At 56.1% G+C, this 25,479-nt stretch carries 32 protein-coding genes and 1 tRNA gene; 19 read left to right on the top strand and 14 right to left on the bottom strand.

What is annotated here, in order from left to right; all coding sequences use genetic code 11:
* Positions 1-223: 223 nt before the first annotated feature.
* The gene (locus DXY10_RS02835; protein ID WP_115015999.1) at positions 224-724 is read left to right on the top strand and encodes a cupin domain-containing protein; all 501 of its coding nucleotides are present in this window, start codon (positions 224-226) and stop codon (positions 722-724) included.
* Positions 725-792: 68 nt separating this feature from the next.
* Positions 793-1,881 (top strand): chorismate synthase, encoded by a 1,089-nt coding sequence (gene aroC / locus DXY10_RS02830; protein WP_115015997.1) that lies wholly within the window; start codon positions 793-795, stop codon positions 1,879-1,881.
* A 39-nt stretch (positions 1,882-1,920) separates the two neighbouring features.
* On the opposite strand, the gene DXY10_RS02825 is transcribed toward aroC, so the two are convergent.
* The 5 genes from DXY10_RS02825 to psbO all read right to left on the bottom strand — a co-directional run bounded on the left by DXY10_RS02825 (position 1,921) and on the right by psbO (position 7,302).
* A complete protein-coding gene (locus DXY10_RS02825; RefSeq protein ID WP_115015995.1) occupies positions 1,921-2,622 on the bottom strand; it encodes a hypothetical protein in 702 nt (233 codons plus the stop codon).
* A 39-nt stretch (positions 2,623-2,661) separates the two neighbouring features.
* Entirely contained in the window at positions 2,662-3,276 is a 615-nt protein-coding gene (locus DXY10_RS02820; protein ID WP_244281899.1) for a bifunctional 4-hydroxy-2-oxoglutarate aldolase/2-dehydro-3-deoxy-phosphogluconate aldolase, read from the bottom strand.
* Positions 3,277-3,322: 46 nt separating this feature from the next.
* Positions 3,323-5,170 (bottom strand): ATP-dependent zinc metalloprotease FtsH, encoded by a 1,848-nt coding sequence (gene ftsH / locus DXY10_RS02815; protein ID WP_115015990.1) that lies wholly within the window; start codon positions 5,168-5,170, stop codon positions 3,323-3,325.
* A 47-nt stretch (positions 5,171-5,217) separates the two neighbouring features.
* Positions 5,218-6,378 (bottom strand): sulfate adenylyltransferase, encoded by a 1,161-nt coding sequence (gene sat / locus DXY10_RS02810; RefSeq protein WP_115015988.1) that lies wholly within the window; start codon positions 6,376-6,378, stop codon positions 5,218-5,220.
* 102 nt (positions 6,379-6,480) lie between these two features.
* A complete protein-coding gene (gene psbO, locus DXY10_RS02805; protein WP_115015986.1) occupies positions 6,481-7,302 on the bottom strand; it encodes a photosystem II manganese-stabilizing polypeptide in 822 nt (273 codons plus the stop codon).
* A 21-nt stretch (positions 7,303-7,323) separates the two neighbouring features.
* On the opposite strand from psbO, the gene DXY10_RS02800 reads away from it, so the two are divergent.
* The gene (locus DXY10_RS02800) at positions 7,324-7,737 is read left to right on the top strand and encodes a hypothetical protein (protein ID WP_371411109.1); all 414 of its coding nucleotides are present in this window, start codon (positions 7,324-7,326) and stop codon (positions 7,735-7,737) included.
* A gap of 10 nt (positions 7,738-7,747) precedes the next feature.
* On the opposite strand, the gene coaBC is transcribed toward DXY10_RS02800, so the two are convergent.
* Both coaBC and DXY10_RS02790 read right to left on the bottom strand, forming a co-directional pair.
* A complete protein-coding gene (coaBC, locus tag DXY10_RS02795) occupies positions 7,748-9,016 on the bottom strand; it encodes a bifunctional phosphopantothenoylcysteine decarboxylase/phosphopantothenate--cysteine ligase CoaBC (protein ID WP_115015917.1) in 1,269 nt (422 codons plus the stop codon).
* Positions 9,006-9,218 (bottom strand): DUF2555 domain-containing protein, encoded by a 213-nt coding sequence (locus DXY10_RS02790; RefSeq protein WP_371410867.1) that lies wholly within the window; start codon positions 9,216-9,218, stop codon positions 9,006-9,008. The genes coaBC and DXY10_RS02790 overlap by 11 nt, the downstream gene beginning before the upstream one ends.
* 61 nt (positions 9,219-9,279) lie before the next feature.
* Here DXY10_RS02790 and DXY10_RS02785 point away from each other — a divergent pair.
* From DXY10_RS02785 to DXY10_RS02775, 3 genes are all read left to right on the top strand, one after another.
* Positions 9,280-9,352, top strand: a tRNA-Ala gene (locus DXY10_RS02785).
* A gap of 339 nt (positions 9,353-9,691) precedes the next feature.
* The gene (locus DXY10_RS02780; protein WP_136989021.1) at positions 9,692-10,294 is read left to right on the top strand and encodes a hypothetical protein; all 603 of its coding nucleotides are present in this window, start codon (positions 9,692-9,694) and stop codon (positions 10,292-10,294) included.
* Between the two features lie 32 nt (positions 10,295-10,326).
* Positions 10,327-11,022, top strand: a complete 696-nt coding sequence (locus DXY10_RS02775) for a response regulator transcription factor (protein ID WP_115015910.1) — start codon at positions 10,327-10,329, stop codon at positions 11,020-11,022.
* A gap of 267 nt (positions 11,023-11,289) precedes the next feature.
* Here DXY10_RS02775 and DXY10_RS14750 read toward each other — a convergent pair whose 3' ends face one another.
* On the bottom strand, positions 11,290-11,466 hold the full coding sequence (locus tag DXY10_RS14750; protein ID WP_206749687.1) for a hypothetical protein: 177 nt from the start codon (positions 11,464-11,466) through the stop codon (positions 11,290-11,292).
* A gap of 385 nt (positions 11,467-11,851) precedes the next feature.
* Between DXY10_RS14750 and DXY10_RS02765 the strand changes: the two genes are divergently transcribed.
* Positions 11,852-12,169, top strand: coding sequence for a DUF3303 domain-containing protein (locus DXY10_RS02765; protein WP_115016030.1), 318 nt, complete (start codon positions 11,852-11,854; stop codon positions 12,167-12,169).
* A gap of 85 nt (positions 12,170-12,254) precedes the next feature.
* Here DXY10_RS02765 and DXY10_RS02760 read toward each other — a convergent pair whose 3' ends face one another.
* The gene (locus DXY10_RS02760; RefSeq protein ID WP_115015901.1) at positions 12,255-12,437 is read right to left on the bottom strand and encodes a hypothetical protein; all 183 of its coding nucleotides are present in this window, start codon (positions 12,435-12,437) and stop codon (positions 12,255-12,257) included.
* Between the two features lie 261 nt (positions 12,438-12,698).
* Here DXY10_RS02760 and DXY10_RS02755 point away from each other — a divergent pair, with 261 nt between their 5' ends.
* Positions 12,699-13,370: a hypothetical protein gene (locus tag DXY10_RS02755; protein WP_136989017.1), complete on the top strand. Its 672-nt coding sequence runs from the start codon at positions 12,699-12,701 to the stop codon at positions 13,368-13,370.
* A 160-nt stretch (positions 13,371-13,530) separates the two neighbouring features.
* On the opposite strand, the gene DXY10_RS02750 is transcribed toward DXY10_RS02755, so the two are convergent.
* Together DXY10_RS02750 and DXY10_RS14435 are read right to left on the bottom strand one after the other, a co-directional pair.
* Positions 13,531-13,971, bottom strand: a complete 441-nt coding sequence (locus DXY10_RS02750) for a hypothetical protein (RefSeq protein ID WP_115016028.1) — start codon at positions 13,969-13,971, stop codon at positions 13,531-13,533.
* Between the two features lie 345 nt (positions 13,972-14,316).
* Complete coding sequence (locus tag DXY10_RS14435) at positions 14,317-14,481, bottom strand: hypothetical protein (RefSeq protein ID WP_170955671.1); 165 nt, start codon at positions 14,479-14,481, stop codon at positions 14,317-14,319.
* A gap of 138 nt (positions 14,482-14,619) precedes the next feature.
* Here DXY10_RS14435 and DXY10_RS02745 point away from each other — a divergent pair, with 138 nt between their 5' ends.
* From DXY10_RS02745 to DXY10_RS14430, 3 genes are all read left to right on the top strand, one after another.
* Positions 14,620-14,868, top strand: a complete 249-nt coding sequence (locus tag DXY10_RS02745) for a hypothetical protein (protein WP_115015897.1) — start codon at positions 14,620-14,622, stop codon at positions 14,866-14,868.
* 402 nt (positions 14,869-15,270) lie between these two features.
* Positions 15,271-15,396, top strand: a complete 126-nt coding sequence (locus tag DXY10_RS14985; RefSeq protein WP_256359467.1) for a hypothetical protein — start codon at positions 15,271-15,273, stop codon at positions 15,394-15,396.
* Between the two features lie 853 nt (positions 15,397-16,249).
* Positions 16,250-16,498 (top strand): hypothetical protein, encoded by a 249-nt coding sequence (locus tag DXY10_RS14430; protein ID WP_170955670.1) that lies wholly within the window; start codon positions 16,250-16,252, stop codon positions 16,496-16,498.
* Between the two features lie 500 nt (positions 16,499-16,998).
* Here the strand turns inward: DXY10_RS14430 and DXY10_RS02730 are convergent, their stop codons facing one another.
* A complete protein-coding gene (locus DXY10_RS02730) occupies positions 16,999-17,244 on the bottom strand; it encodes a hypothetical protein (RefSeq protein WP_115015888.1) in 246 nt (81 codons plus the stop codon).
* A 525-nt stretch (positions 17,245-17,769) separates the two neighbouring features.
* Between DXY10_RS02730 and DXY10_RS02725 the strand changes: the two genes are divergently transcribed.
* The 5 genes from DXY10_RS02725 (at position 17,770) to DXY10_RS02705 (ending at position 20,588) form a co-directional block, all read left to right on the top strand.
* Positions 17,770-17,934 carry a PCP reductase family protein gene (locus DXY10_RS02725; RefSeq protein WP_115015886.1) on the top strand — a complete coding sequence of 55 codons (165 nt, stop codon included), beginning with the start codon at positions 17,770-17,772 and terminating at the stop codon, positions 17,932-17,934.
* A 2-nt stretch (positions 17,935-17,936) separates the two neighbouring features.
* On the top strand, positions 17,937-18,131 hold the full coding sequence (locus DXY10_RS02720) for a hypothetical protein (RefSeq protein WP_115015884.1): 195 nt from the start codon (positions 17,937-17,939) through the stop codon (positions 18,129-18,131).
* 28 nt (positions 18,132-18,159) lie between these two features.
* Positions 18,160-18,360, top strand: a complete 201-nt coding sequence (locus tag DXY10_RS02715) for a hypothetical protein (RefSeq protein ID WP_007099795.1) — start codon at positions 18,160-18,162, stop codon at positions 18,358-18,360.
* Positions 18,361-18,612: 252 nt separating this feature from the next.
* Positions 18,613-18,954, top strand: a complete 342-nt coding sequence (locus DXY10_RS02710) for a DUF565 domain-containing protein (RefSeq protein ID WP_115015881.1) — start codon at positions 18,613-18,615, stop codon at positions 18,952-18,954.
* A gap of 119 nt (positions 18,955-19,073) precedes the next feature.
* Positions 19,074-20,588 carry an NAD(P)/FAD-dependent oxidoreductase gene (locus tag DXY10_RS02705; protein ID WP_115015879.1) on the top strand — a complete coding sequence of 505 codons (1,515 nt, stop codon included), beginning with the start codon at positions 19,074-19,076 and terminating at the stop codon, positions 20,586-20,588.
* On the opposite strand, the gene DXY10_RS02700 is transcribed toward DXY10_RS02705, so the two are convergent.
* Together DXY10_RS02700 and DXY10_RS02695 are read right to left on the bottom strand one after the other, a co-directional pair.
* Positions 20,531-21,577 carry an aspartate carbamoyltransferase catalytic subunit gene (locus DXY10_RS02700; RefSeq protein ID WP_115015876.1) on the bottom strand — a complete coding sequence of 349 codons (1,047 nt, stop codon included), beginning with the start codon at positions 21,575-21,577 and terminating at the stop codon, positions 20,531-20,533. The two genes, DXY10_RS02705 and DXY10_RS02700, sit on opposite strands and share 58 nt — an antisense overlap.
* On the bottom strand, positions 21,574-22,212 hold the full coding sequence (locus DXY10_RS02695; protein ID WP_115016027.1) for a DNA-3-methyladenine glycosylase: 639 nt from the start codon (positions 22,210-22,212) through the stop codon (positions 21,574-21,576). The genes DXY10_RS02700 and DXY10_RS02695 overlap by 4 nt, the downstream gene beginning before the upstream one ends.
* A 110-nt stretch (positions 22,213-22,322) precedes the next feature.
* Here DXY10_RS02695 and DXY10_RS02690 point away from each other — a divergent pair, with 110 nt between their 5' ends.
* The 3 genes from DXY10_RS02690 to DXY10_RS02675 all read left to right on the top strand — a co-directional run bounded on the left by DXY10_RS02690 (position 22,323) and on the right by DXY10_RS02675 (position 25,473).
* Complete coding sequence (locus DXY10_RS02690) at positions 22,323-23,300, top strand: carbamoyl-phosphate synthase L chain (protein ID WP_115016025.1); 978 nt, start codon at positions 22,323-22,325, stop codon at positions 23,298-23,300.
* Between the two features lie 845 nt (positions 23,301-24,145).
* The gene (locus DXY10_RS02680; RefSeq protein WP_115015873.1) at positions 24,146-24,388 is read left to right on the top strand and encodes a Nif11-like leader peptide family natural product precursor; all 243 of its coding nucleotides are present in this window, start codon (positions 24,146-24,148) and stop codon (positions 24,386-24,388) included.
* Between the two features lie 293 nt (positions 24,389-24,681).
* Positions 24,682-25,473, top strand: a complete 792-nt coding sequence (locus tag DXY10_RS02675; RefSeq protein WP_136989015.1) for a VanW family protein — start codon at positions 24,682-24,684, stop codon at positions 25,471-25,473.
* Positions 25,474-25,479 lie beyond the last annotated feature (6 nt).

Below are 25,479 nucleotides of genomic sequence, written 5' to 3'. Positions count from 1 at the left end.
ATTCAGCTTGCGCTGAATCGCAAAGCCCCCGCCGCTAGGTGGGGGCTTTTTGTTGCCTCTGAGCCCAGCACTGTGAGCGATGCCGATGCAGTGGTTGGCATCTAGGGCATCAACGCCACAGCTTCAGAAGGCGTTGATGATCCAGCAGAAGCACTGCTGCCAGCAAGCGAAACGCCTTCACGCGCTGGGCAGACGGGCTACAAGTAGTGAAAGCGGGGAAACAATGACAGACCACCAAGCCGGCCCCACGGGCGAACACAGTGCGAATGCAGTGGTCGAAGGCTTGATCGAGGAGTGGAAGATGCAGCCCCACCCCGAAGGGGGTTGGTACAGAGAGATCCATCGCAGCTCCCAAACCGTCACCCGCTCCGATGGCGCGACACGCGCAGGCTTCACCACCATCCTGTTTCTGCTGAAAGCTGGCTCCACCAGCCGTTGGCATCAGGTGCGCCACGCCGATGAAGTCTGGATCCACCTTCAAGGGGCACCGCTCAGCCTCTGGGACCTGCCGGAGACAGGAGGAGAAGCAGCCCGACAGATTTTGTCACTGCAGCAGCCAGTTCAGGTGATCCCAGCAAACCACTGGCAGGCCGCCAGGCCTGAGGGCCCCTACTCCCTGGTGAGTTGCTGCGTCGGACCTGGCTTCGCCTTCGAGGACTTCACGATGCTGCACGAACTTCCGCAATCAGAGTGGCCAGAAGGCGCGCTCACGGATCTGGTCTGACCTCAACAGCTCAGACCTGACAGACGACTCATTACGCTCTATCCAGCTCTATCCAGGTGGAGAGAGGCATGGGAAGCAGCATCGGCACACTGTTCCGGATCAGCACATTTGGGGAATCTCATGGGGGTGGTGTCGGCGTGATCGTCGACGGATGCCCACCCCGCCTCAGGCTTGATCTAGAAGCGATCCAGGCAGATCTCGAACGGCGCAAGCCTGGCCAAAGCAAGATCACCACCCCACGCAAGGAAGCTGATCAGGTGGAAATCCTCAGTGGTCTGGTCGACGGCGAGACCCTGGGAACGCCGATTGCCATGGTGGTGCGCAACAAAGACCAGCGTCCTCAGGATTACAGGGAGATGGAAATAGCCTTCCGCCCCTCACACGCCGATGCCACGTATCAAGTGAAATATGGCATCCAAGCCAGGAGTGGAGGAGGCCGTGCATCCGCCAGAGAAACGATCGGCAGGGTTGCCGCTGGTGCCATCGCCCGCCAGCTTCTGCACAAGGCCGGGGGCACCGAGGTGATCGCTTGGGTCAAACGCATCCATGACCTGGAAGCCAGCATTGACCCAGCCAGTGTGGAACCCGACGCGGTTGAAGCCAATATCGTCCGCTGCCCGGATCAAGCGATGGCTGAACGCATGATCCAACGGATCGAAGCGATCGGCCGCGAAGGGGATTCCTGCGGAGGGGTGATCGAATGTGTGGTGCGCAATCCCCCCGTGGGTCTCGGCATGCCGGTGTTCGACAAACTGGAAGCTGACCTTGCCAAAGCGGTGATGTCTCTGCCGGCCACAAAGGGATTCGAAATCGGATCCGGATTTGCTGGCACCCTGCTCAGGGGTAGTGAACACAACGATGCCTTCCTGCCGAGCGAAGACGGCCGCCTACGAACGGCCACCAACAACTCTGGAGGCATCCAGGGAGGCATTAGCAACGGCGAACCAATCCTGATCCGCGTGGCTTTCAAACCAACGGCAACGATCCGCAAGGAACAGACGACCATCAATTCGGCTGGAGAAGCAACCACCCTTGCTGCCAAGGGTCGGCATGACCCTTGCGTGCTGCCAAGGGCTGTGCCGATGGTGGAAGCGATGGTCAATTTGGTTCTGGCCGACCATCTGCTGCGTCAGCAGGGGCAGTGCAGTCTGTGGTGAGTCGCCTCAGGCTGCACTACGAATCCAGCGCCAATCGAATCAGCTTCGCGCTGGCGAACTGATCCCACTGGTCGCAAGAGCACTGCTACTGCTGAGGCGACCGGCGGCCTTGGCCATGCGCTTGGCGACCGACGTGGTGCCAGTGCCAATGGTCGCCTTGCGGGCCCGCTTGGCTGGCCTTGGCTTACGGGTCGCGGATGTGGTGGTCGTCGAGGCCGATTTACGCACGGTCTTGGCGCTGGCCTTCGAACTGGTCTTCGTGCTGGTCTTGGCACTCGCCTTCGTCACAGGCTTGGCCGACTTCGAGGTCTTGGCACTGGCCTTGGTCGCAGGCTTAGCGGTTTTGGCAACCTTGGCGACCGCTTTAGCAGCTGTTGCTGTTGAGGCCTTGGTCTTCGCAGCGGCTTTCGTGCGTTTGCGAGGTGCCGACTTGGACGCTGAACCATCGCTAGCGGAGCGCTGTCGATGGTTCAGAACCATCGCCCATTCAGCATCACTCAACGACGATGGCTTGCTGCCATGGGCATTGGCGAGCTTCGCCGCTTTTTCAATGTCCTTGATCAGATTGGTCCAGGACGTGGCGAAACGCTTGTCGGACTGGGAGCGGGCACCACTTTCAACGAGGCTCTCCACCACACCCGCCGCGGTGACTTTTTTGCGGCGACGGTTGAAGATCTCCTTCTGAAGCTGAGCGATCAAGGCATCAGCCTTATCGGACAGCTTGATCGAAAGCTGAGACATTGAACAAAGAACATCTATCTCATCTGTAGCACTTGATTCTCATCCCAACCATGAAAGGAGGCTTTGATCGAGCTTTTCGCCGTCGATCAAACCGCGACCAAGGGCCAAGGCGTGATAACCCGCCGCAAGCCAAGGATCCAGATCTGCTGCAGTCAGACCGCCCGCCGCGATCATGCAAGGCAACGGCGAAAGCGGCGCCGATAACTGTCGGAGATAGTTGATCCCAACTGTGGCAGCCGGGAAAAGCTTCACGAGCTCGCATCCGAAAGCGACGGCCTGCTGCACCTCCGAAGGCGAAAACACCCCGGGAACCAGAAGCTGACCATGGCGACGGGCCAACCGGAGTAGAGATAGATCAAAACAAGGAGACATGGCATAAGCCATGCCGAGGTCGATCACCATCTCCAACGCTTCCCGTCGCGTCACCGATGCAGCTCCTAGCCGCAGGGCTGGATAGCGGTCTCGCAGCCAGCAGATCAGCTCACCCCAGCGGCGATGAGGAGTCCAGGCGATTTCGATGTGGTGAACTCCAGCATCGACTAGTTGGTTGATCACACAGAGCAGAGGTGCCTGATCAAACGTCTCCACTGACCAATCGAGAGGAGAGGGGCGAAGCACCACCAGAAAGGGCTGCTCTCGCAGAGATCGGATCAACTGGTGCTGACGATCAGTCCAGTTGATCCGATCAGGACGCGATCGATCAGATGTATTCGGCAACGCGAACGTCGCGGCGAATCAACAACTCTTGCAGCTCCTCGGAATCCACGGTCTCCTGTTCAACAAGCATCTCGGTCAGTTCATCCAACACCGAGCGATTGTCGAGAAGCACCTTGGTTGCGCGCTTGTAAGCGGCATCAACAAGCTCAGAGACCTCAGCATCAATCGTGGCCGCGGTGTCTTCCGAGAAATCTCTTTCGGCTGCGATGTCGCGGCCCAGGAACATCCCGCCCTGAGCACGACCAAGCGCGACGGGTCCTAATTTGTCGCTCATGCCAAAGCGAGTCACCATCTGACGGGCAACCTGAGCAACCTGCTGGAGGTCATTGGACGCTCCGGTTGTGACCTCGTCTTCGCCATAGATAATTTCTTCAGCGACACGACCGCCAAGGGCCACTGCCATTTGGCTCTGGAGATAGGTGCGGGAATACAACCCCGACTCCATCCGCTCTTCACTGGGCGTAAAGAAGGTGAGACCGCCGGCATTGCCACGAGGAATGATCGAGATCTTTTGGACTGCGTCGTAATCGGGCATCACAGCTCCCACCAGAGCGTGGCCTGCCTCGTGATAAGCAACGAGACGCTTACGCCGTTCCGTCATCACCCGATCTTTCTTTTCGGGTCCCACCATGATGCGCTCAATCGCATCACTGATCTCGTCATTGCTCACCTCCGTGAGGCCACGACGTGCGGCCAGGATCGCCGCTTCGTTGAGAAGGTTCGCTAAATCAGCTCCGGTATATCCAGGCGTTCGCCTGGCCACCTTGTCGAGGTCGACGTCCTTGGAGAGCGTCTTGCTGCGGGCATGAACGCCGAGAATCTGGAGCCGACCGTTGTAATCAGGACGATCGACGGTGACCTGTCGGTCAAAGCGACCAGGACGCATCAAAGCAGCATCCAGAACATCAGGACGATTGGTGGCGGCGATGATGATGATGCCGGTGTTGCCCTCGAACCCATCCATCTCTGTGAGCAATTGGTTCAGGGTCTGCTCACGCTCGTCGTTGCCACCGCCTAAACCTGCCCCACGCTGGCGTCCAACGGCATCGATCTCGTCAATAAAGACGATGCAAGGTGCATTTTTCTTGGCCTGCTCAAAGAGGTCACGAACACGACTGGCGCCAACACCGACGAACATCTCCACAAACTCCGAGCCGGAGATCGAAAAGAACGGCACACCCGCTTCACCCGCCACAGCCTTGGCGAGCAGGGTTTTACCGGTACCGGGAGGACCGACCAGAAGGCAGCCTTTAGGGATCTTTGCGCCAACAGCGGTGAAGCGGTCGGGGTTCTTGAGGAAGTCGACGACCTCAGTGAGCTCAAGCTTGGCTCCTTCGATGCCAGCCACATCTCCAAACGTGACCTGAGTGGAAGGCTCCATTTGGACACGAGCCTTGCTCTTGCCGAAGTTCATGGCTGGATTGCCACCGCCTCCGCCCTGGGCACGGCGGAAGAGGAAGAACAATCCACCAAGCAGCAGCAAGGGGAACACCAAACTGCCAGCAGCCTGCTGCCATGCACCCTGTTGTCGGGTGGGTTGCACCGCGATATCAACGTTGTGATCGGTCAACAACTTGAGCAGATCCTTGTCCGGAGCGAGATTCACCTCGGCGCGTCGGCCATCGTTCTCCACGATCAACGCTGAGCCGCGGTCTGGAGAGATGGTCACCCGACTGACCTGATCCTCCTGAACCGCCTCCACGAAATCGCTGTAACGGAGGGTACGGGCTGCGGTCGCAGGGTCTGGACGGTCAAGGAAGGCTGTTCCCACCGCAATGACCACGACCACAAGCAGGACGTAAAGCCCAACGTTGCGCCAACGCTTGTTCAAGGTTCTCTTGCCTCTGATGAAGGAATGTTAATGGAGATGCTCAGGGATCAGGCGGAGCGGAGCACATCAACAACGCTCTTGAATGCGAACCACTCCGGGATCTCCTCACCGCTGCGCAGCATCTTGCGGAATTGGGTGCCGCTCAGCTTTTTGACATGGAGACCACGGGTCTCTGCATGCTCAGCCGTCACATAGCCCTCTTCCTCCGTGAACACAAGATTGAGGGAAGGAACTGTCTCCATCGACAGTTCAACAGCACACTCCTTGGCAAAGTTCTGAGCGTCATAAGGGCCGTAAAAGTCATCGCCGTTCAGCGACGACTTACAGCCAGCCATATCGCGGCCGATGATGAAGTGGGTGCACCCGTAGTTGCGGCGGATGATCATGTGCTGCAGAGCCTCACGAGGGCCAGCCATATGCATCGCATAAGGGAGGTACGCCCAGCGGATGCTCGCGTTGTCCACTTCAGCCGCTAAACGTTCATAGGTTTGAAAGCGCACCACCCCGGGGATGTCGTCTTGTTGGGTGGGGCCGCAGGTGGGATGCACCAGCACCACAGCGTTCTCACTCACGTTTTGGGCATGCAGCGCCCGGGTGAAGAGCTCATAGTGGGCACGGTGAATGGGGTTACGGCACTGGAATGCCACAACATCTTCACCACTGGGCAAGCCTGCACGCACCTCAGCAGGCGTCTTACAGGGGAAGACTCGCTTGGGCAGTGCAAGCCCCTGGATCAGCCCACCTAAATAAAACCGCTTCCGCTCCATCGTGATCATGCGAACAGCGGGGTGCTCAATCGACGTAGTGCCATAGCAACCCTTGGCTTCCACAACCTTGTCGGGCTCCCACTTGTCTTCAACAGTAAGCACCGCCAGATCCTGACCCTTGTAGGTGAGCAGCACCCGATCGCCAACCGCAACATCGTCGCAATCGGTGTCCATCACGATCGGCAGGCCGAACAGATATCCCGACGTGGTGCGATGAGACGCCACAACGGAGTCGTAATCGGCCTGATGCATGAACCCCCGCTCAGGGGAAAAGCCACCCACCACAAGCAACTCAACATCGCAAGCATTGCGATCGGAGCACTCCAAGGTCTTCGTGGCTGAAGCCTTCACTGCTGCCTGTTCCGCATCGGAGACCATCAGGTCCACCAGGGTGCCGCCGTATGGAGCGATCACGCTGTTCGGAGCAGAGCTGGCAGTCATGGCTGAGCTTGGGAGGGAAACAACGGGGGGATTCTCACAGACGACACAAAAAAAGGGGGGCCAATGGCCCCCCTTGCGATCTGGCAGGTGTGCGGCTTGCGATCAGCCCTCTTCCAGACGTCCGTAAAGATCACCACTGATTTTCACGTCGACAATCTCGCGTCCTCCCATGTCGGAGTCGGAAGGCTGGGTGGCTGAGAACACGCCGGCGAATTCACCGGTTTCTGGATCCACCTTGGTGATCGAGAGGGTCATTTGACCAACGCCATCGATGTAGCGCTTGATGTTCTCGCTATCCAGTTCCTCGTAGTCACCAGCCAAACCAATCAAACCCTGGGGATAGTCCACACCGGTGGTGAGGGCACGACCCTTGGGATCAATGAAGTTGCTGGTGCGGTAGCTGGGGGTGCGGTAGGTGCCTTCGAAGTCAGTACTGGTGGTGATGGCAGCGCCATCAGCTGTGGCTTCAAGCGACTTACTGGAGAAGGTGAAGGGGTACTCCTCCCCGCCAGGAACCAGCACGGTGATCGGCTGAAAGTCGATGCCGCCTTGCTCGCTGAAATTGATGCCGTCGCTCTTCACGGTGAGGTTGCCGTACACCTCATCAAGACTGGAGGTAAAGCGCGTGAGGATCTTGCCCTCAACGAACTGAGCCTCCTGACGCTTATTCGCGGGCTCACCTTTCACGAAAACCCTTGTGGGATGCATGCAGATGCCCTTGAGCTCATAGGAGCCACCGGGGGTGAGGCTGATCGATCCGCGGGCGGAATCAGAAATAACTGGGCAATCATTCGCTTTGCCGGTGTTGCGAATGTCGTCGTAAGTGATGTTGGAACTGTCAACAGCCTGGGCACCACCGCTGCAGGCGGTCACCACGGTGAGACAGAAAGCCAGCACCAGGGCCAGCAGGGGACGGATGCTCATGAAAGGAAGCCGAATGGCCGAATGATGACGGTATCCACCGATCAGGCGGATCCTACAGGTGGCAAACGCTTGTTCCGGGTACCCTTTCGCAGCTGTAAACAACCCGTCGCGTTGTCCGTCCTCAGTTCTGAGATCGAAACACTGCCTTCAGCAGAGCAGGAACGACTCGAAGCACTGCTGGCAGAACTGAATGCACTGGCCGGCCATCTTCAGGGGCGGCCCCAAGCTCTGCTCACGATGCTGCGCAGTATCGAAGCCCTGCATCGCGACATTCAAGATGGATCTTTCCGCAGCAGCCTCCCGGAAGATCGTCAGCAGTTGTTCAACCTGCTTCAATCCATTGAGCGCTCAGGCGGATGGCCCTACATCCCCAGGCTGCAGCTCAAGACCTTCATCGCCATGCTCGACCAACCCCAAGTCGAGATGGCAGCCTGAGGGATCGAGATCAGGCTTCCTGCAAGGAGAGCAAACGATCCAGCAACCGATGGGCCAAGCAGAACTTGTCCATCACAGGCACCACCTCCACGCCGCCATTGGCGCTGATCAACCAACCACCATTCGGAGCCTCTCCGAATCCCTGGCCAGGGATGTCGATGGGATTCGCCAGCAACAGATCGCAACCCTTGGTTGTGCACTTCGCATGGGCACGGCTGATAATCTCCTCCTCCCCACCGCTAAGGGCTGCGAACCCAAGCAGCCGCTGCGTTGCTGGTCGGTTGGCATGCAGCCCCGCCAGCAAATCGGGCACAGGTTCAAGGTTGGAGGTGAGGGACGCTTGCAACGCAGCCTTGGCAGCCTTGGCAGGGGAAGGCCCGCCTCGCAGACGCAGATCAGCCACGGCAGCAGCCATCACGACGGCATCAGCGCCTGGCTGGAGAGCACCAAGCTGCTCTTGCATCGCTTCTGCTGAGCTGACCGGATAACAGCCGAGCCCTTCCAGCCAGGCTTCAGGCACCTGCAGCGGACCGTGCACAAGCTGCACAGCCGCTCCGCGAAAGCGCGCAGCTTGGGCGATCAGCACCCCCATGCGTCCACTGCTGCGGTTGGTGATCAACCGGGCAGGATCCAGTGCTTCCACGGTCGGTCCCGATGACACCACCAGGGTGCGTCCGGCCCAGTCACGGGGAACACCACCGTGGGGATCACATCGCTGCAGAGCACTGGTCGCTGCAAGCTGAATGCACTCCGGGGCCGCCATACGACCATCCCCCATGCGGTCGCAGGCCAGCAGCCCGACCTCGGGGCCAAGGCTGAGAACCCGCGGATCCTCCGCCAAGAGAGTCCAGTTGCGTCGCACCGCCGGATGATCCCACATGCCTGTGTTCATGGCGGCTGCAGCAACCACAGGCCGCTCACAGGCCAAAAGCAGGCTGGCCAAGAGACCATCAGCAAGGCCCTGAGTCCATCGCGCCAGGGTGGTGGCACTGAGCGGAGCAACGATCACCACCTCCGCCCATTCCGCCAAACTGACGTGCAGGGGCCTGGGCTGGTCTGGATTCCACTGATCCTCGTCTTGATAACAACGATGACGACTGAGGCTTGACAGGGCCACTGCACTGACCAACCGGGCGGCACTGGGAGTAAGCACACACCGCACCTCAGCACCAACTTTCACCAGCGCACTCACCAACAGGGGGGTTTTAACCGCGGCGATGCTTCCACTCGCAGCAACAAGCACCCTGCGCCCGCAGAGGGTGCCGGAATCAGTCCTCATCGAAGGGTTCCTGATCAATCAAATGCACATAGGGCGCTGTGAGCTCAGGACGATGAATGGCGAGAGCCCGTAACAGGTGCCAATCCCCCAGCCCAGCGAAGGGGGTGGGGTAGTCATCGTCTTCGAGGCGCTGTGCCAAGACAGCCACAGAGGACTCATCAAAGCTCTCGAGCTGTTCTGGGGTGATGGCTGAACTGGCCATGGGCATCTCTGCCGCCTATGCCTGCATTCTGCCTGGACTCTGACGCTAGGTTTTTGCAATCGGGGAATTAGCTCAGCTGGTAGAGCGCTGTGATCGCACCGCAGAGGCCAGGGGTTCGAGTCCCCTATTCTCCATTGACAATCCAACAAAACCCTGGTGCCAACTGGATCTGATCCAGTGCCACTGAACATTGCAGGATCAGATGCGGTGCCAATCTCCACGGCTGCCTTGGCAGAGGAGGAGACGTGCAGAGCTGCCAGGGCAACAGCACCAACCATCACGCCAGCTCTCAAGCTGGAGCACTGCGCAACCCGTGAGACTGCAGACCTCTTGGAGCGTGGCCCAGCGCAAGCAAGATGGCGGGGCGGTATCCCTAACGCCCCAAGACATTTTGAACCGTTTTTGAGAGCGACCGCGAGCGCTGTGGACCCGAGACACAAAGCCCAGGGGTCGTCACCATCCATCCAGCTGGGATGACGCTTTATCACCTCACAGGCTCGCCAACCTCAAGATGTCGTGCTGCTGCGCCTGTGCAGTTCGGCCTAGCAGCCCATCAAAAAAGGAAGACCGCCCTCACCGGCGGGAAGGCGGCCTACGTCGCTCGTTGGTGCATGGCTCAACCCAATCAATGCAAAGGACAGAAAGGTGTAAGCGTCTGGCTCGAGGCGGCCTGGGGCCATTGGCTCAAGGTGTTGGGTCGCGATCTCCAGGGGTACCTAGGGCGATGCGAGCGGAGGGTCGATTGGCGCGGCGAACATTCCAGTGCCGACCAAAAGACCAACCCAGACGCTTGTTTGAGACTGTTGGAGCAGGCGCCAGAAAGTCAGCCTGCTTCTGCAATCTGCTGGGGTGGAGTATCCGCCGTCATGGGCTCCTCCGATCTGGTTGGTCTTAACTTTCCACCCTTCAAGCTGCTTCTGACATCCGTCGAATCGCCCATTGCTCTCGAAGACGAAACCGCCGAAAGTGGCGCTGGCTTGCCGGAACGTGGCGCAAGGATGAATGTTCAGCCCAATCCGATCGGAGAGTCAGACAACACCAAGGAAGCGCTAAGGGCTCGCACGGCTTTGATCTAATGCCTGAACTGCAGACCTAACCAGAGCTCAAGATGGAATTCGCTCGCCAACCTCTTCGAGGCGAAGTCTGCGCTGAGGCCACAGCCCTACTCCAAGGCACTCAGGCCATCGTTTGCATGGCGGACCCATTGACGCTGGGAGCATTCAGCCTCCTACCCCCAATCTCCGAGGGATTAATAGGGGCCTACACCACAGAAGAAGAGGTTGTGGAGATCACAAAAAGCTGCTGCCCAGACCTGCTTTTTGTGACTGAGGACTTGGAAGAGGGCTGCGGCATCAGCCTGGTCAGAAAAACCAAGCTTGCTTGCCCTGACACCATCTGCCTTGTGTTTCTGCGCACTGAGACCAAGTCGATGGTCCATCACTGCATCGAAGCTGGTGCAGAAGGAGCAATGTTCGTGTCCTCTCTCGGTGGCCGCGGTGATGGTGACTTCATGGGTGCGTTACGGAAAACCCTGCATGGCGGCATCTATTACCCGCGCGATGTACTCAAAGCGGCTGATTTCGCCAACAACCCACAACATTTACTGCCATCTGATCTAACCAAAAAGGAATCCGAGGTCCTGAGCTGCCTCACCTCAGGCTCCACGAATAAGGAAATTGCCGAGCGGCTCTTCGTGTCTGTGGAAACAGTCAAAAGCCACGTCAGCGCTGTCATTGGCAAATTAGGCGTACGCAACCGGCAAGCAGCCGCAGTCGTCGCGATCCAAGCAGGCATGGCGATGTAATCAGCCAATACCAGTGCTGCACAAACGAACCGCAAAAGGCACTGATATCAATCCTTCTGGATTCCTTTCAGCCAGGCCTCACCACAGGCCATTGACCCAAGCCCTGACAGGAACGCCAAGTGACGAAAAAGCCTTCAACAAACATTGACGCTCTAAAACCGATGCATGCGTTAGAGAGCACATCATCATCAGGCCATCAGCTTCTCACCAGCAAACCAATCCAAGCATTAAAGCCTTGATCCAAACGCACTAAAAACCAAGAAAAATCTAATCTTGCACAGGCAAAATCGAGCAGATGCAATTCGGGTGCTGCTTAATATAGTCATTAAATTCCATGGCAAGAATGCGAGCTTTTACCACATCAGCGGCAGAAATAGAGGTGCACTCTGTAAAACCATCAGGTTTTTTGTAGCAAATACTGTAAGCCTGCTCAGCGGTAGACATTTAAAAAATCGAATCGAATACTCTTAAAGGCTGACTCGACTATGACGCAAGGCAAAGAAACAACAGATTTCATCCATCCGCTTGCACAAGCGCAAAAATACTCAAACAGCTCCAACCGTCTTGAGAGGGTGCCTTTTAAGCTATCACCAGAGCCCTATCGAGACTTTTTCGTCCAAACCTGCAAAGAAGTCTGCTTGCAGCAACCTCTGGTTCAGCAACAGAGGCAGAAAAGCTCGATTGTTGACCTTGGCACGATTCAGGGCTGACAAATAGGCCTCCAGGCCCTCCAAGCCCTCGAAAAGAAGCCCGAGTGTCAGCACTCCATCGCACAACTGCATCCATCGATCCAAGTGTGGCTAACAACAGCAAAGCCACTGGCCGACTGATGCAGCACTTCCTGATCGTTTGGACGTTCCCAACTGTTGAGGGAGCGTGGGAATCATGCCCCGGATTTGCTGACTACATCAATGCAGGAGGCCCTGGCGACACATTCGAAGGTTTTGAGCTGAAATACCGCGTTTGCGAACCTGTCAGCGGGAGCGGCGTCGCCATCGCGATGGCAAGCGACATCGGCAAAGTTTGGGCACACCTTGGCCCTTGGATCAAGGGATATGGGATTCAATTCGAAGTCACGGCCGTCGTGTCTGATGCAGAGTTCGTTGCTTTATGGCCAGGGGTCGAAGCCGCGGCGGCTGTGGCCTAAAGACAGCCGCAAAACCCAGAGACGTGAAAGGCCGAGCCCTGCACTTGCCAATGGCCCCATCAAGCAAGATCCGGAGGGTCAACACTTAACGGCTGGGCTTGTCACCCCAGCATTCCTCCCACTCGTCTTGAAGCTCGCTGGCACTGAGGGAGTTGTAAAAACCTCTCCACTTCGCCTCGGCCTTGGAGTCAGTCGCCACCAAAGACACCAACAAGTCGATGACTTCTTCAACGGAGAAGAGCCGTCCTGTCTGCGATCTGAATTGCATGCTCCCAGCCGTAGACCTTGCGGCTAACTATCCTGCCAAAGCAAACGCAGCACGTCAGATATTCAGAGAGATAGGGCAATCAAAAATGAAGACTTCGGCACCCATTTGGAAGCCGGTCTAGTGAGGTCCGAGGGCAGCGGCTCCCGAGTCAGGCCTGATGGGACACAGCATTGATGGGCATCACAACAGCTACCGCACATCCGAGTAGAGAAGCGTTAGGTCTGCTGTCGCCAAAGCGAGTTAGTGTTGCTCAGATGAAGGGTGCGCCGCTCTTTCTTTTGGACGGCTCGGCACAACGCCATCACTCCGGATTCAACGACTCTGAAGAGAAAGATCCGACCTCAACCGATTTTGCTTTCCTTTAAGATCATGCGCCTCCTGCGCTCTGCTGCACATATTCCGCTCATTTGCGCGCCTTTATTTGTCCTGAGCTCATGCTCAGACCTTCAGGAAAATCGATTCATTTCAGTATATTGCTCAAACTCCAATCATGTGCTCGATCAATCCAAAGCAGCCTTTGATACCTATCCAGACGCGAGCTCCCTTCATGCACAAAGAGCCTCTCAAGGCAAAGAACCTTTATGGGCTTTTGATAGAAAAACTGGTCAAATCTATGCATATGAAGGATGGCCCACAGAAGCTTTTATCCCTCTTACAAAGACCGAAGAGAAAGAAATAGCGGCAGGATCAGGAGCCTACTGGGAAGAGTACCAGTCTTCTCTGAGCCCTGACAAGAAGCGGGTGGAGATCAAGATGCGACATGTGAAGAGAGATTCACTCATGAATGAGAGCCTCATCGGTGAGGCTCTCATTCATTTTTCCTTCGATGAATTGCAAATTACCTGGGGCGCGGGTGGTCCTACTGAGTTAGTAGAGAAATGCGTGCTAGTACCCACTCTTGGTATCCAAATTAATTGGAAGGAGCATGGCTAGGCATCATGCAGAAAGGTGATCAGTGCTCCCAATTCCGTGAAGCGAGCTGACGAAAAGACTCCTGCTGGTCATGCCGTTGCAGATTCTCAGCGAGTCACCAGCACGGGCCCAAGACAATTCAGAAGCCTGACTTCAGGCCCATACCAAGAAACAGCTCCCGCTAGTTGAGCACCGTTAGTTGTTGAATTCGAGCCCGACGGACCCAGGCGGCCAATGCATCGATATCTGATCGATCCGGAATGCAGATGCAGCCAGTACCTGGAAAACAGCGATGGATGCCAAGCGCACTGCGCGTGGTCTCAAACCGAGGCTGCAAATCAAACCAGAGATCATGCCCCCAGGGTTCCGGTTGACCAAGGGCATAGATCCCGATCGGTAGAGGAGAAGCATTGCCAGGGCTCCAGCGGCGATCTGCATGTTGTCGCTGGGAGACCCCACTGGCCGCATCCCAGCTGGCGAGCAGTCTTCGCCCACGATGCAACTCCACTTTCCAGATGGGATTGCCATCCGGAAACCATTCATCCGTACGGCGAGCACTAAGACGAGGGACCTCTCCGGCTAAGAGATCCGCTGTCGGACCAACCTGACCGGGTGGTTGCAATGGAAGCTGCGCAGCTACAGCGCCAGAAGAGATGGCACTTGGCTGGAGCTCTTGGGTACTGTCGAGGGACGAACAGGCAGCAAGAAAGCAAATAACAGCCAGTGAGACTGCTCGCAGCAAAACGATCAACGCAGAAATCACATCAACTCTGGCGGAGCCAAAGCCAAAAGGCTGTGCCTACGAATGATTAGCAGTTGATTCTTATGCGAAGAGCGAACTGGCAAGCCGCTTGTGTGAATTCAACGCAATGCCTGGTGCAGTGAGCGAGCAAGCCAGAAGGAGCATTGATGCCAACGAGCACGGGATTGGATGGTAGGAAGCAACCATCCACAAACTCTGCGGGCACTATGCAGCAGACGGCTTCTGACTCAGCTCGGAGAGAGTGGGCATCGGATCAGGCTCACCATCAGCGATGGCACGAGCTCGCAGATAAAAGCCGCTATGGATTGCACCAGCAGCCTCCATATCTGATGCGATCTTTTGCCAGTTTTTAAATTCGGTCTGATCCATGCAAGCCTGAGATCATATCCAATCTGACTGGTCGGACTAGACCACTGCAACTGGTTCTAAGGGTGGTTGCCGAACCAACGACCGAACAACACCAACCGACCAGAGATCCATAGCTTATCTCGATGATCAACGATCCCCATGAGCCACCATCGCTTGTCTGTCGAACAGAGATTTCAGCTTGAAGCCGCCTTCCGCGAGATTGATGCCTGTCAAGAACTGGCTGAACTGAAAGAGGTCACCAAGCAAATCCTTACCGCACATGAGAACGAAAAAGCATTTGTTCGTGAAGCCACCACTCACCTACGCAAGGAACTAGAAACACGCGCAGCATCCAGAGTTGGCCTCCATGCCAAAGCGATGCAAGATTTTTCGGATGCGCGCGCGTGATCCAACGCCCACTCTGGACACCAGCGCTCTAAGCCCATGACCATTCAAGACAGGCTGGGGCAGTCAAGAGAACGGGGAGAGGCCAATGTGTATCGCGGGTGATCACGATGCTGTGTGGTTGCTTCGAAAGCAACCGTTTTGGCAGCAAGTGCCTACATGATGCTCACCAACTGAGAGTTTCATGAGTGTGACGATGTTCATGTTCAGCAAGTGCCGAGACACTGCTTCGAGGCAGCATCCACCGAAACGGCACACCATCGATATGTAAAGCCGCTGGAGACCCCACTCACCCAGCCAAGAGAAAACGATAAGATTATCTGACGCGATTGGGCTTCAAAGCCACCGCGCGCGATCCGATAAGAGTCAAATCAAATGAGCAGAAGAGGCATCCACCCCCTTTTGATGGGGTGCAACAAAGCAGAGAGAGCCAAGGAACAACAGCAGCAGGAACTGACTGGCTATGAGTCAGCCCAGCGCAAGCGTTTCTTGCTCTCCGAAGAGGACACCAAACAAGAAGAAGCTGCTTAGACAGCCTTTTCAACCGGTTGTGATCAGCTCACACATTTGAAGCGATCGCTACACAATCACGCAACTCCTACACTCATCCCCCTGAGCAGAGCAGCCCCCTTGGGTTCAACTCTTATTGGTTGCATGATATCGATGGCAGAGCGATCAATCGCAAACGACAGGGATGAGATCATCGTGCTTCGCGGCCAGAAGAGACCTGTCTTGTCTTGAGAGCGACTGAATCGAAGAGGCGGCAATAGGACGGGCACAGAGTGCCAACCTTGAGAAACAGATTGGTGACACAACAATGCCATCACAGTGACTGGCCTGCAGTCTTGAGCATCCACAGCCAGTAGCACTGTTGATCGTCAGACCGCTGGTCAACGCTTGCCAGATGAAAAGTCGGCAACACCGCATTGCATTCAATGATGCGTTGCCTTCGATGCTGCCAGATACAAATGATCAGAGCAGGGACAAGAGCTGATGGTTCGTGACCACCACCTCACTGATCACGAGACGATGCCTCAAGCGATTGACAGGGGAGAGCCTGCATTCCTGCAGGCTGTTGTTCGATGCAATGGCCGGCCAAGCGGGGCTTCACGACAGCCTGCATGGTCTTGGCTAGCCCTGGTCGACTTGATCAAGAGCTGGGGTGGAGAACACAAAGCAGAGGAACGTTTACTTTCAGCCGCAGGTGACTGGCAACGCGGAAGCATGAGCTGCTAACGAAAAAGTGCAACTTTCTATCCCAATAGCTGACAGCAAAAACTCAACTCTTCACTCACTCGTGCTCAAAACTGGATCAACCAAGATGGCTAGCCACAACAGATTGAAGCCAAACCGCCCATTAGACATCCATCATGTTTGCAACTTGATGCTCGACGACAACAGTGACAAGCTTGTAGAGCTTGGCCTATCTGCTGAAATGCATGCGGAGCTCTCTGCCATGCGTTCCACTTATCGAGATGCTGAGCGACTCCAGGAGCTTGCTGAGCAACGAATGGTTGCGTATGAGATGCGATACAACCGCCTGAAGCAGCTCATGCTTGCTGATCAGCCAGCCAGCCAGACCACCGCACTCGCCTCGAAGGGAGGTGAGATGCAATCACGATCTCAAGCATGATCAGCAGGATCTTCCTAAAACCGAGGCTCAAGATCGAGACTTTGAGCGATTCACACGATCAGGCAAGGCTCTGGTGAGACCCTCTGCAGGACCTTAGTGGAGGGAAAGAGAAGAGCGGGTGCGCGCCTGATGCGGCATCCAGACCACTCAGCCAACGATGCCGAGCAGGGCCGCAACGCGTCGTGGAGTTAAAGCATGCAGGCTCAAAAAACTGCCGCACACCAAAAAGGCCAACGCAATGAAAGCATCAAGTCATTCAACCAAGATTCTGCCGGAAGACATCATTGCAACGCAAAAATCAAGAGATAAATCTTAAAATGTTAAGACGAACAAGCTTCTTACACCAAAAAACCAGCGAAATCACCATCGCAAATGCAAACACCATTCCCATGCCCCACTCAATGGTTCTTTCTACACCCAACCAATCAAGACAATGAAAAGCTGAGCCCATAAAAAAAATCAATGCCAAGGCGAGGCTCCTGGGCGCGAGCAAAATAGAGCTAGACAATTTGCTCACCTTCAGACCCCAAAGCAATGTTAATCAGAACGATCAAAAATCCCAAGGCCACAACGACCATTGGCAAGACCGCGATCCCCATACTCAGCACATCTGCTGAAGCTAAAAACATCTCGTGCGCATAGACAGCACTGATCAAAGAAAGCATTGCGCAGACCAATGCTTTACTCATCAGCCCCGTCATCGATTGAGCAATGAGAGCTTTAAAGCGGAGCGCTAGTTCAGCCATAGAACAAGGAGAACCATAATCTCACAGATTAAATCGAGTCAGCATCTAAACCCCAACAATTTGAGCCAAACCATGGCGACATACAGCCCATCTCAATGCACAAAGGATACATAGATGCGAATACTTTCTTACAACCTTTTACCACCATCTTTAATGAGCCCAGCACAAAAAGGAGACCCACAAACGTCCTCACACCGATCACCTCAAAAACACAACATCACTGTTCACGACACAATCAAGACCAATGCATAAATCGCATCCTGCCATTGCCATCAGCCGAATGAGGCCGCCGTGGTGAGTTGATCGCAGCGTGAACAACAAGTGTGAGCAAAAGCCGTGCAGCACATTCTGGCGGGCCGACCCCAGAACACTGTCACTGCCCAGCGATGAGGGCAGACAGACGCGAGAACACTGAATGACACTCAATCAGAGCCCAACCGCTAGTGACAGCAAAAGAACTCAAAGATGACGCCCTTCAAGCACTGCATCCTTTAGCCTCTTTTTAAGGCGAAGATTGATAAGAGCATGGAGTGGAGCAATGAAGCTGAACAAGCCCTGAGGGAAGTTCCTTTCTTCGTGCGTCCGGCTGTGCGCAAGAAAATCGAATCGATCGCCAATGCCGCCGGCATCAACGTGATCGATGCTGATGTGTATGCCGAAGCCCGGGCCCAGTTCAGCAAAAGGCGATAACCATGGCCAAGCGAAGGCCATCCACATTGGCCCGATCCCTAACGCGCCGGCCGAGGCTCCCCCTGCTCACAGCGCTCAGCACACTCGTGGCAGCCACGGTGCTGGCCAGGCCAACCGCTCTTGTCACCTTCGGACTGATCGCACTGGCCGGAACACTGAACAGCAAACGCCATCCGCAAGGACGGATCATGAGGTAAAAGGGAGGGCATTAGTAGCTTTTCCCTCATGTCGCAGTCGAAGCGAGAGCAGGTAGTCAGCCACCTGCGCTACATCCGTCAGGAGCTGCGAGAAATGCACCAAGGCGTGATGGAGGACGGGCTGCTTCCAGAAGCAGGCGAAGTGCGCGGTGTGATGGCTCAGATGGAAGCCCTGCTTGAGCTACTGGAAGGGAAGGGATCCAGGAAGGCCAAAGCAGAATCGAAATAAGCAATCGCCACCTTGCCAAGCCTCCCGTGGGGAGGTTTGCTTGGGACATGAGCGCTGACGGCGGGCCAAGGACTTCAACGGTCGAGCCCTCTTTACCCACCACCCGTAGTGCATCGTTACGGCACGAACACCAGAAATGGTGTATATAGCTAATGGCAGGGCACTGGGTCGGGTGATGGGGATCATCGACTGTCATCCCTGCCTCTTTTTCCACGGGATTGACTGGATCTCTCCGGATGGTGCCGGAGAGCGATGAGTCAACGTTTACAGACAACCCATCTGCAACGGAGCTTGGGTGATTGGTGGGGGCGACTGCAGCGCTGGGCAGACAACCCATGGCGACGAGCCTCCTTGCTGCTGATCTTGATGCTTGCCAGCTTCCTGATCGGAAGCTCCGTGGGGTCGATCGCTGGCGCCAGCGGACTGATGGATCCTGTGGCTGCTCTCATCACAGTGGCCTTCTGGGAAATGCTTGTCAGGATCCGCCGGCCATGGCCGAAGCGAACCGAGACCCTTTTAGGCCTGCAAATGATCGATATGACGAGAATCGGTTTGCTCTACGGCCTGCTGCTGGAAGGCTTCAAATTGCTCTGAATAGGGGCCATCACAACGCGCACACCTTCCATCCGGATCAATTCCGAAGTTTCAAACCAAAACGGTCATTTCCGAACAACGTTCATACCATTCGGTTTAGGACCATTGCTACAGGGTTGATGGCAGCAGAGCATTTCTTCCTCGAGCTGGAACCACCGGAAGAGAGGCTCCGCCATGCGCCCCATGTTGTGATCGTGGGGGGAGGATTTGCAGGAGTCAGGGCCTGCAAGGCCCTTGCTAAGGCCGATGTACGCATCACCTTGATCGACAAGCGCAACTTCAACCTGTTTCAGCCCCTGCTGTACCAGGTCGCCACTGGCCTCGTCTCTCGTGGTGATGTTGCCACCCCTCTGCGCCAGCTAGTCGGCAAACAAAGCAACGTTCAGGTGCTTCTGGGCGAGGTCACCAATCTGAAGCCTGATAGCAAACAAATCATTTTCAACTCCAGGGCCTACAGCTACGACCATCTGGTTCTGGCCACGGGCTCCGGAAGCAGCTTCTTCGGCCATGAGCAATGGCGCACCTTTGCGCCGCCAATGAAGATCCTCGAGCACGCTGAAGAAATCCGTCGACGTCTGCTGATGGCGATTGAGCAAGCAGAACAATCACCAGATCCTGCGGCCCGTAAGTTCCTCCAGACCGTTGTGATTGTTGGAGGTGGGCCAACCGGCTGTGAAATGGCTGGTGCGGTGTCGGAACTGATGCGCAACGCCATGCGTCGTGAGTTCAAGCAATTGAACACCGAGGACACGCGAATCGTGCTGGTAGATCCAGGAGAAAGGCTGCTCAAGGCGATGCCGGAGTCTCTGTCAAAGGCGGCGCAGACCAGCCTCGAAAAGCTGGGAGTGGAAGTGCAATTCAAGGCTCGGGTGCAGACGATGCAACCGGGCGAAGTGACGATGAGCACCCCGGAGGGGGACCTGCTCATCCAGGCGGCCACAGTGATCTGGACCGCTGGGGTGCGCCCTTCTCACCTTGGCCGACAACTGGCCGAAGCAATCGATTGCGAACTCGACCGAGCCGGTCGAGTGGTTGTCGAACCAGACTTCTCGATCAAAAGCCATCCGGAGATTCGGGTGGTGGGGGATCTTTGCTCCTACCGCCACACCAGCAGCGGCAACCCACTTCCTGGCATGGCCGGTCCTGCCACCCAGGCAGGCGGTTTCGTGGGCAAAGACATTGGCGCCATCGTGGCTCAAACACCTCGCCCGAACTTCAACTGGTTTGATTTCGGCAGCATGGCCGTGCTCGACCGGATCGACGCAGTCGCCGATCTGCGTGGCTTGAAATTCAGTGGCGGGATTGGCTGGCTCCTCTGGGCAATGGCCCACTTGGCCTTCATGCCCGCGCGTGAAAACCGCCTGACGCTTCTGATCAAGTGGATCTTTGCGGTGACATCACAACAACGAGCATCCATGCTGCTCACTGGCATGCCAAGCCAGCACATTGGCCTTGATGCGCCGGATGCACCCTTCCCGATGCAGAGCGGAGGCACAGGCCCATCGATCTCGGCACCCGACGCTGCTTTGAAGGCCGCCATGGAGTACTACTCCAATCAGGTTTCAGGCCATCATGATCATCCCGCAGAAACCTCAGAAGGCTCCACAGACGACTCAGCAGCTGCCATGAGATAAAGCAGGGCCATGCGCACTGGGATGCCGTTGCGGACTTGCTCCTCGACCAAACAGCGGGCATTGTCATCAAGAAGGGAGCCGCTCATCTCCACCCCACGGTTCACAGGGCCTGGGTGGAGAACAGGAATATCAGCACCACACCGCTGCAAACGTTGGTGGCTGAGGCCGTAGGCACGGTGATAGCGATCGAGATCGGTGAGCAGATGCTGGCGCATCCGTTCTTTTTGGAGACGCAAGGTCATCACCGCATCCACCCCAGCCAAAGCGGTGTCGAGATCTCGCTCCACATTGACCCTGCCGCGTTGGGGTACGGGATCCCACAACTGGCCAGGGGGAGGGGCATCGACAAAACTGGTAAAGCTCTCGGGGAGCAAACTCGGCGGTCCGCAAAGGGTCACATCCACACCACAGGCGGTGAGTGCCCAGAGATTGGAACGGGCCACGCGGGAATGAAGGATGTCTCCCACAATCAACAAACGTTTGCCCTGAAGGACATCGATCGATGCCCCTTGAGGATCGAAATAATGGGCCAGGGTGTAGAGATCCAGTAATCCCTGACTGGGATGACTGTGCAGGCCATCGCCGCCGTTCAGCACCATCGTGGGTTCACCGGAAGCTTCCAGCGATTCAGCCAGCTGCTGCGGAACGCTGGTGCACTGATGACGCACCACCAGCACATCCGCCCCCATGGCCACATAGGTGCGCGCCGTGTCGAGCAGGGATTCACCCTTGCTCAAGGAACTACTGGCTGGCGCGAAGCTCTGAACATCCGCAGAAAGACGCTTGGCAGCCAACTCAAAGCTGCTTCGGGTGCGTGTACTGGGTTCAAAAAACAAGGTGGCAACCAGCCTTCCCTGCAACGCCGGCAACTTGCGAGCACCGGTCAGGGGCATGGAGCGGAAGCGGTGGGCAAGCTCCAACACCATCGCGAAATCGTCGCGAGAGAACGCCGCCAAATCAAGGATGTGGCGATGGCTCCAGGTGCTCATAACGCTTGGGCTCCATCGGGCATCCAAGCAGCGGAAACAGGCGGGAGCCGATCACCCCGGGCCCGCTTACTGACGCTGCGGCTCGCCTGCAGATACCAGCGCCAGGGCAACGCAAGCCCCTGGGAGATTCCGATCCGGGTGGTCGTCACAAGCACAGGTTGCTCGAGTGCTGCTGGTCGCGGCGCCAGCCACAACTCATTCTCACCACAAACCGAGTTGCTGTCATCGGTGCGATCGATCCCGAAACGACGTGCGAGAAGCCCCGGACCGGCCGCAACCCTTTCAGATTCAGCAGGGAGGGCGATGGCGCGGAGCAGCACCCCGTTCGCCCAGTTAGCGCAGTGGGTCACCACATTCACGCAGTGGTGGATGCCGTAGCTCACATACACATAAAAACGCCCTGGGTCACCGAAGAGCGTTTCGTTCTGCGGTGAGCGGCGCCGATAGCCGTGGCAGGCGGGGTCATCCTGCGAATACGCCTCCGTTTCCACAATCACGCCCCAAAGCAAGCTGCCGTCGTCTTGGCGTTTGACCAACCTGCAGCCCACCAAGTCAGGTCCCACCACCTCTGCTGGGCGGCAGAAGAAGGATTGAGGCAGAGCTGGGAAATCCTTGGCGATGGGCTGGGTGGCTATGAAACAGGATTCTCGTCGTCCTTCATCTTGATGACGACCAACCAACTGCTCTAAACCAAGTGGCAGCTTGGCTTGTGTACGCCAATGTTCTGGATGTGAAGTGGTGCAAGATGCAGCAGTCCATCCGTTTAAGTCTGACGCTCACTGGTGCTGCAGCCCTGACACTGGCGTCCATACCTCAGGTGAATGGCAAACCTGCTGAGGTTGCGCAAGGGACGGCTGATGACCTTGGGGTGATGAGCATCAACTTCAAGGATGTGGTCAAACCACAGATTGGCTTTCAAGGTGCTCTCCAAGGCGCTGGTACGCCCAACCAGGCAGGCATTGGAGGATTCCTTCCACTGGTCGTTGGCGACAACAGCGTCTTCTTTGCTGACGTGGAAGCCAACCTCAATTTTGCTGACTTCAACTACTATTCGAGTATTAATAACACCACGGTGGCTGGCACCACCATCTCCACCTCATCCCGTCTTGGTTACCGCTGGCTGAATGGTGACCAGAGCTGGATGTTTGGCATCAACGGTGGCTATGACACCCGTCCGATGGCAACGGGCTACGCCGATACGGGAGTAGATGTTTCTGGGAAGCAAACGGTCTTTTTCCAGCAGGCTGCCTTTGACTTAGAGGCAGTGAATGCCGCTTGGGCATTGAATGCCTATGGATTAATCCCAACAGGGACAACGGAATACACACTGAATAATCGCTACAAAGGCGGCGCACTGGATACTTACGGACTTGATGTGGGATACAGCATCACCCCAGACTGGAACCTGAGTGTTGGCTATTACTACCAAAATGGCGACCTCAATACTGCTGACGGTTCAGGCGTGAAGGGACGCCTTGCCTATGCCATCAACAACGACCTCACCATTGGCACCAACATCTCTTATGACGATGCCTTTGATACGCGCCTCTCAGCAAATATCAAGTGGCGCTTCAATACAAATGGAATGAATAGAGAGAAGCAAAAAAAAGCGTGGGAAAAGCCAGTAATTAAGGCCGCACTAGAAAGCGTGAAGAATAGGAACGTGAGGGTACACGATAAAGAAAGGCATCCACTAGACCCAGAACGCCTACCTGGAATGTGACAGCGAACCACACCTAACGGCATACACACAACACGCCAACCGCAACAAAAGCCCACTGGAACAGGTGCTTTTTATTTCTTTAATAAAATCCATAAACTCATAAATCGTCACCCAATACGTGGCACTAATAGTCCCACGGCAGTTCAAACGACCGTCCCATCAATTGACGCAATCAACTCATACACCCAACACCGCAAGGCACCAAAACAAGCCTCAAGATCTTTACCCCTACGTCTATCAACCCTTATTACCCACTCAACCCAATCACCACACACTTCTCTTCTCGCCATCACGGATGCCATTCGCCCTGCGACATCTCACCGCAGCCTGTTGCAACTCCTCTGAGATTTGATTGAACCGCAGATCCAAGACAAAGGGCAGCTGTTGCTGTCCTGGTAAAAACCAGGTCTAGGGCTGCACCACTGACCCAGCCAACTCGGCCTGCAGGCCTTCGCAGCCAGAGAGAGAGGCTCTGTGCGAACAATCTGGGGACTGTCCTGGGAGCGGCTTCCCGATTGGCACCAAGACCCGCTGCAGTCAATGCGATCTCATGCCAAGCCTAGGGTCTTTTACCTCAAGGCTCATCCTGCGAAGACGCCTCCACCTCCACAATCCCGCCCCAAAACGAACTGCTGACAGCTTGACGTTTCGCCAATCTGCAGCTCACCAGTTCTGGTCCCACAACCTAGGCAGGGCGGCAGAAGAAGGCTTGGGTGAGGGCTGGAAAACCCTTGGGAATGAACGGGGTGGCGATCGGAGTGGATTGGGGGCGACAACCTTCTTGACCCAAGTGAGACAACAACGGTTGGATTTGCGATAATGAAAGCACTCTTTCTTTCCCCGTAATGTCAGAAAGCCAACTCAAAGCATTCCAGGAAAAGGTCAAAAGCGACACCTCCCTTCAGGCCCAGCTCCAGAAAGCCGCAGACAACAATGCCATCGTCGCGATTGCAAAGGATGCAGGCTTTCGCATTTCCGCGGATGACATCAATCAATCTCAAGAGATGACTGAATTATCAGAGGAAGAGCTGATGGCCGTAACAGGGGGACGTGCTTTTTCATGGGGAGTGGGCAATTCCGGCCTATAGGAACTAGTAAGAATGAGAGCCAAAACCTGCCATTAACAGTCCAAGAGCTTTGCAAAGTAATTCAGGTTCCCCACCAAAGCCCATGGGATCCTCACTCTGTTTCAATTCAGAGGGGCATGTCAAAAAATGAGCCTTAGATCGTAGATGCGCGGATTCATCAAAAACGTTGGACACACATCCTCAAAAAAGATCTGCATTCTTCTAAATACAACTTTCATCTGAAGCAAAGCCCACTGATCCTCTTCTTCTGAACAACAGTCTGCTTGGCTGGAATCGGCCGAGGCCTGCTGAGCATGCTGCATCGACTTCCGCCTCCTTTAAAGCGTCGGATCCGACTGGCTGGATGCCAGGCCATGGCGCAATGGCGCCGGTATCCAGGCACACCAGCGCTCCAACAGCGGACACTGAGCCAGACGGAGGCCAAAGCCTTCACAGCTCAGGCCAGACCTTGGCAAGAGATCACCACACCCATTCCGGAACGGGGAGACGCCACAACCTGCGCGAACCGCCTCCACAACCTGGAACGTGCGATTGAAACGCTTCATAACCACCTTATCCCTCCCGGTGAGGCATTCAGCCTGTCGCAGCTGCTCGGAGAGCCCACAGAAGCAGCTGGCTACCGAGCTGGCCCCGTCTTCATTCGGGGGCAAGTTCTCTCCGAGGCCGGAGGCGGCCTATGCCTGATTGCCACCAACCTGTACCAATTGTTCCTTCACGCCGGCTGTCGGGTGCTTGAGCGCCATAACCACAGCATCGATGCCTACGGCGAGGAGCGCTTCTACTCGCTCGGAGAAGACGCAGCAATCGCATACAGCACCAAGGATCTCGCCATCCGCAATCACTTCCAGATGCCGATGCTGCTTCAGATCCGACTCGGCCCCCATGCCGTCCATAGTGCACTTCTGGGGCCAGGGGCTAGGCCTGTACAGACCCTCGTGCACTCCGTGGTTCTGGAGCGCTATCCACCATCGGCCGAGCAACAGCACCCGGGGTGGCAGGTGAGCACGAGCCGCTTTAGCAAACAGGCATCAAGCTCAAGATGGCGTCAGGACTACCTGGCCTTCAGCCACTACAGGCCCTGTTGAGCATCC

Origin of the sequence: Synechococcus sp. UW140, assembly GCF_900474295.1 — a bacterium.
Lineage (GTDB): Bacteria > Cyanobacteriota > Cyanobacteriia > PCC-6307 > Cyanobiaceae > Synechococcus_C.
This window is presented reverse-complemented; position numbering and strand designations above follow the sequence as displayed.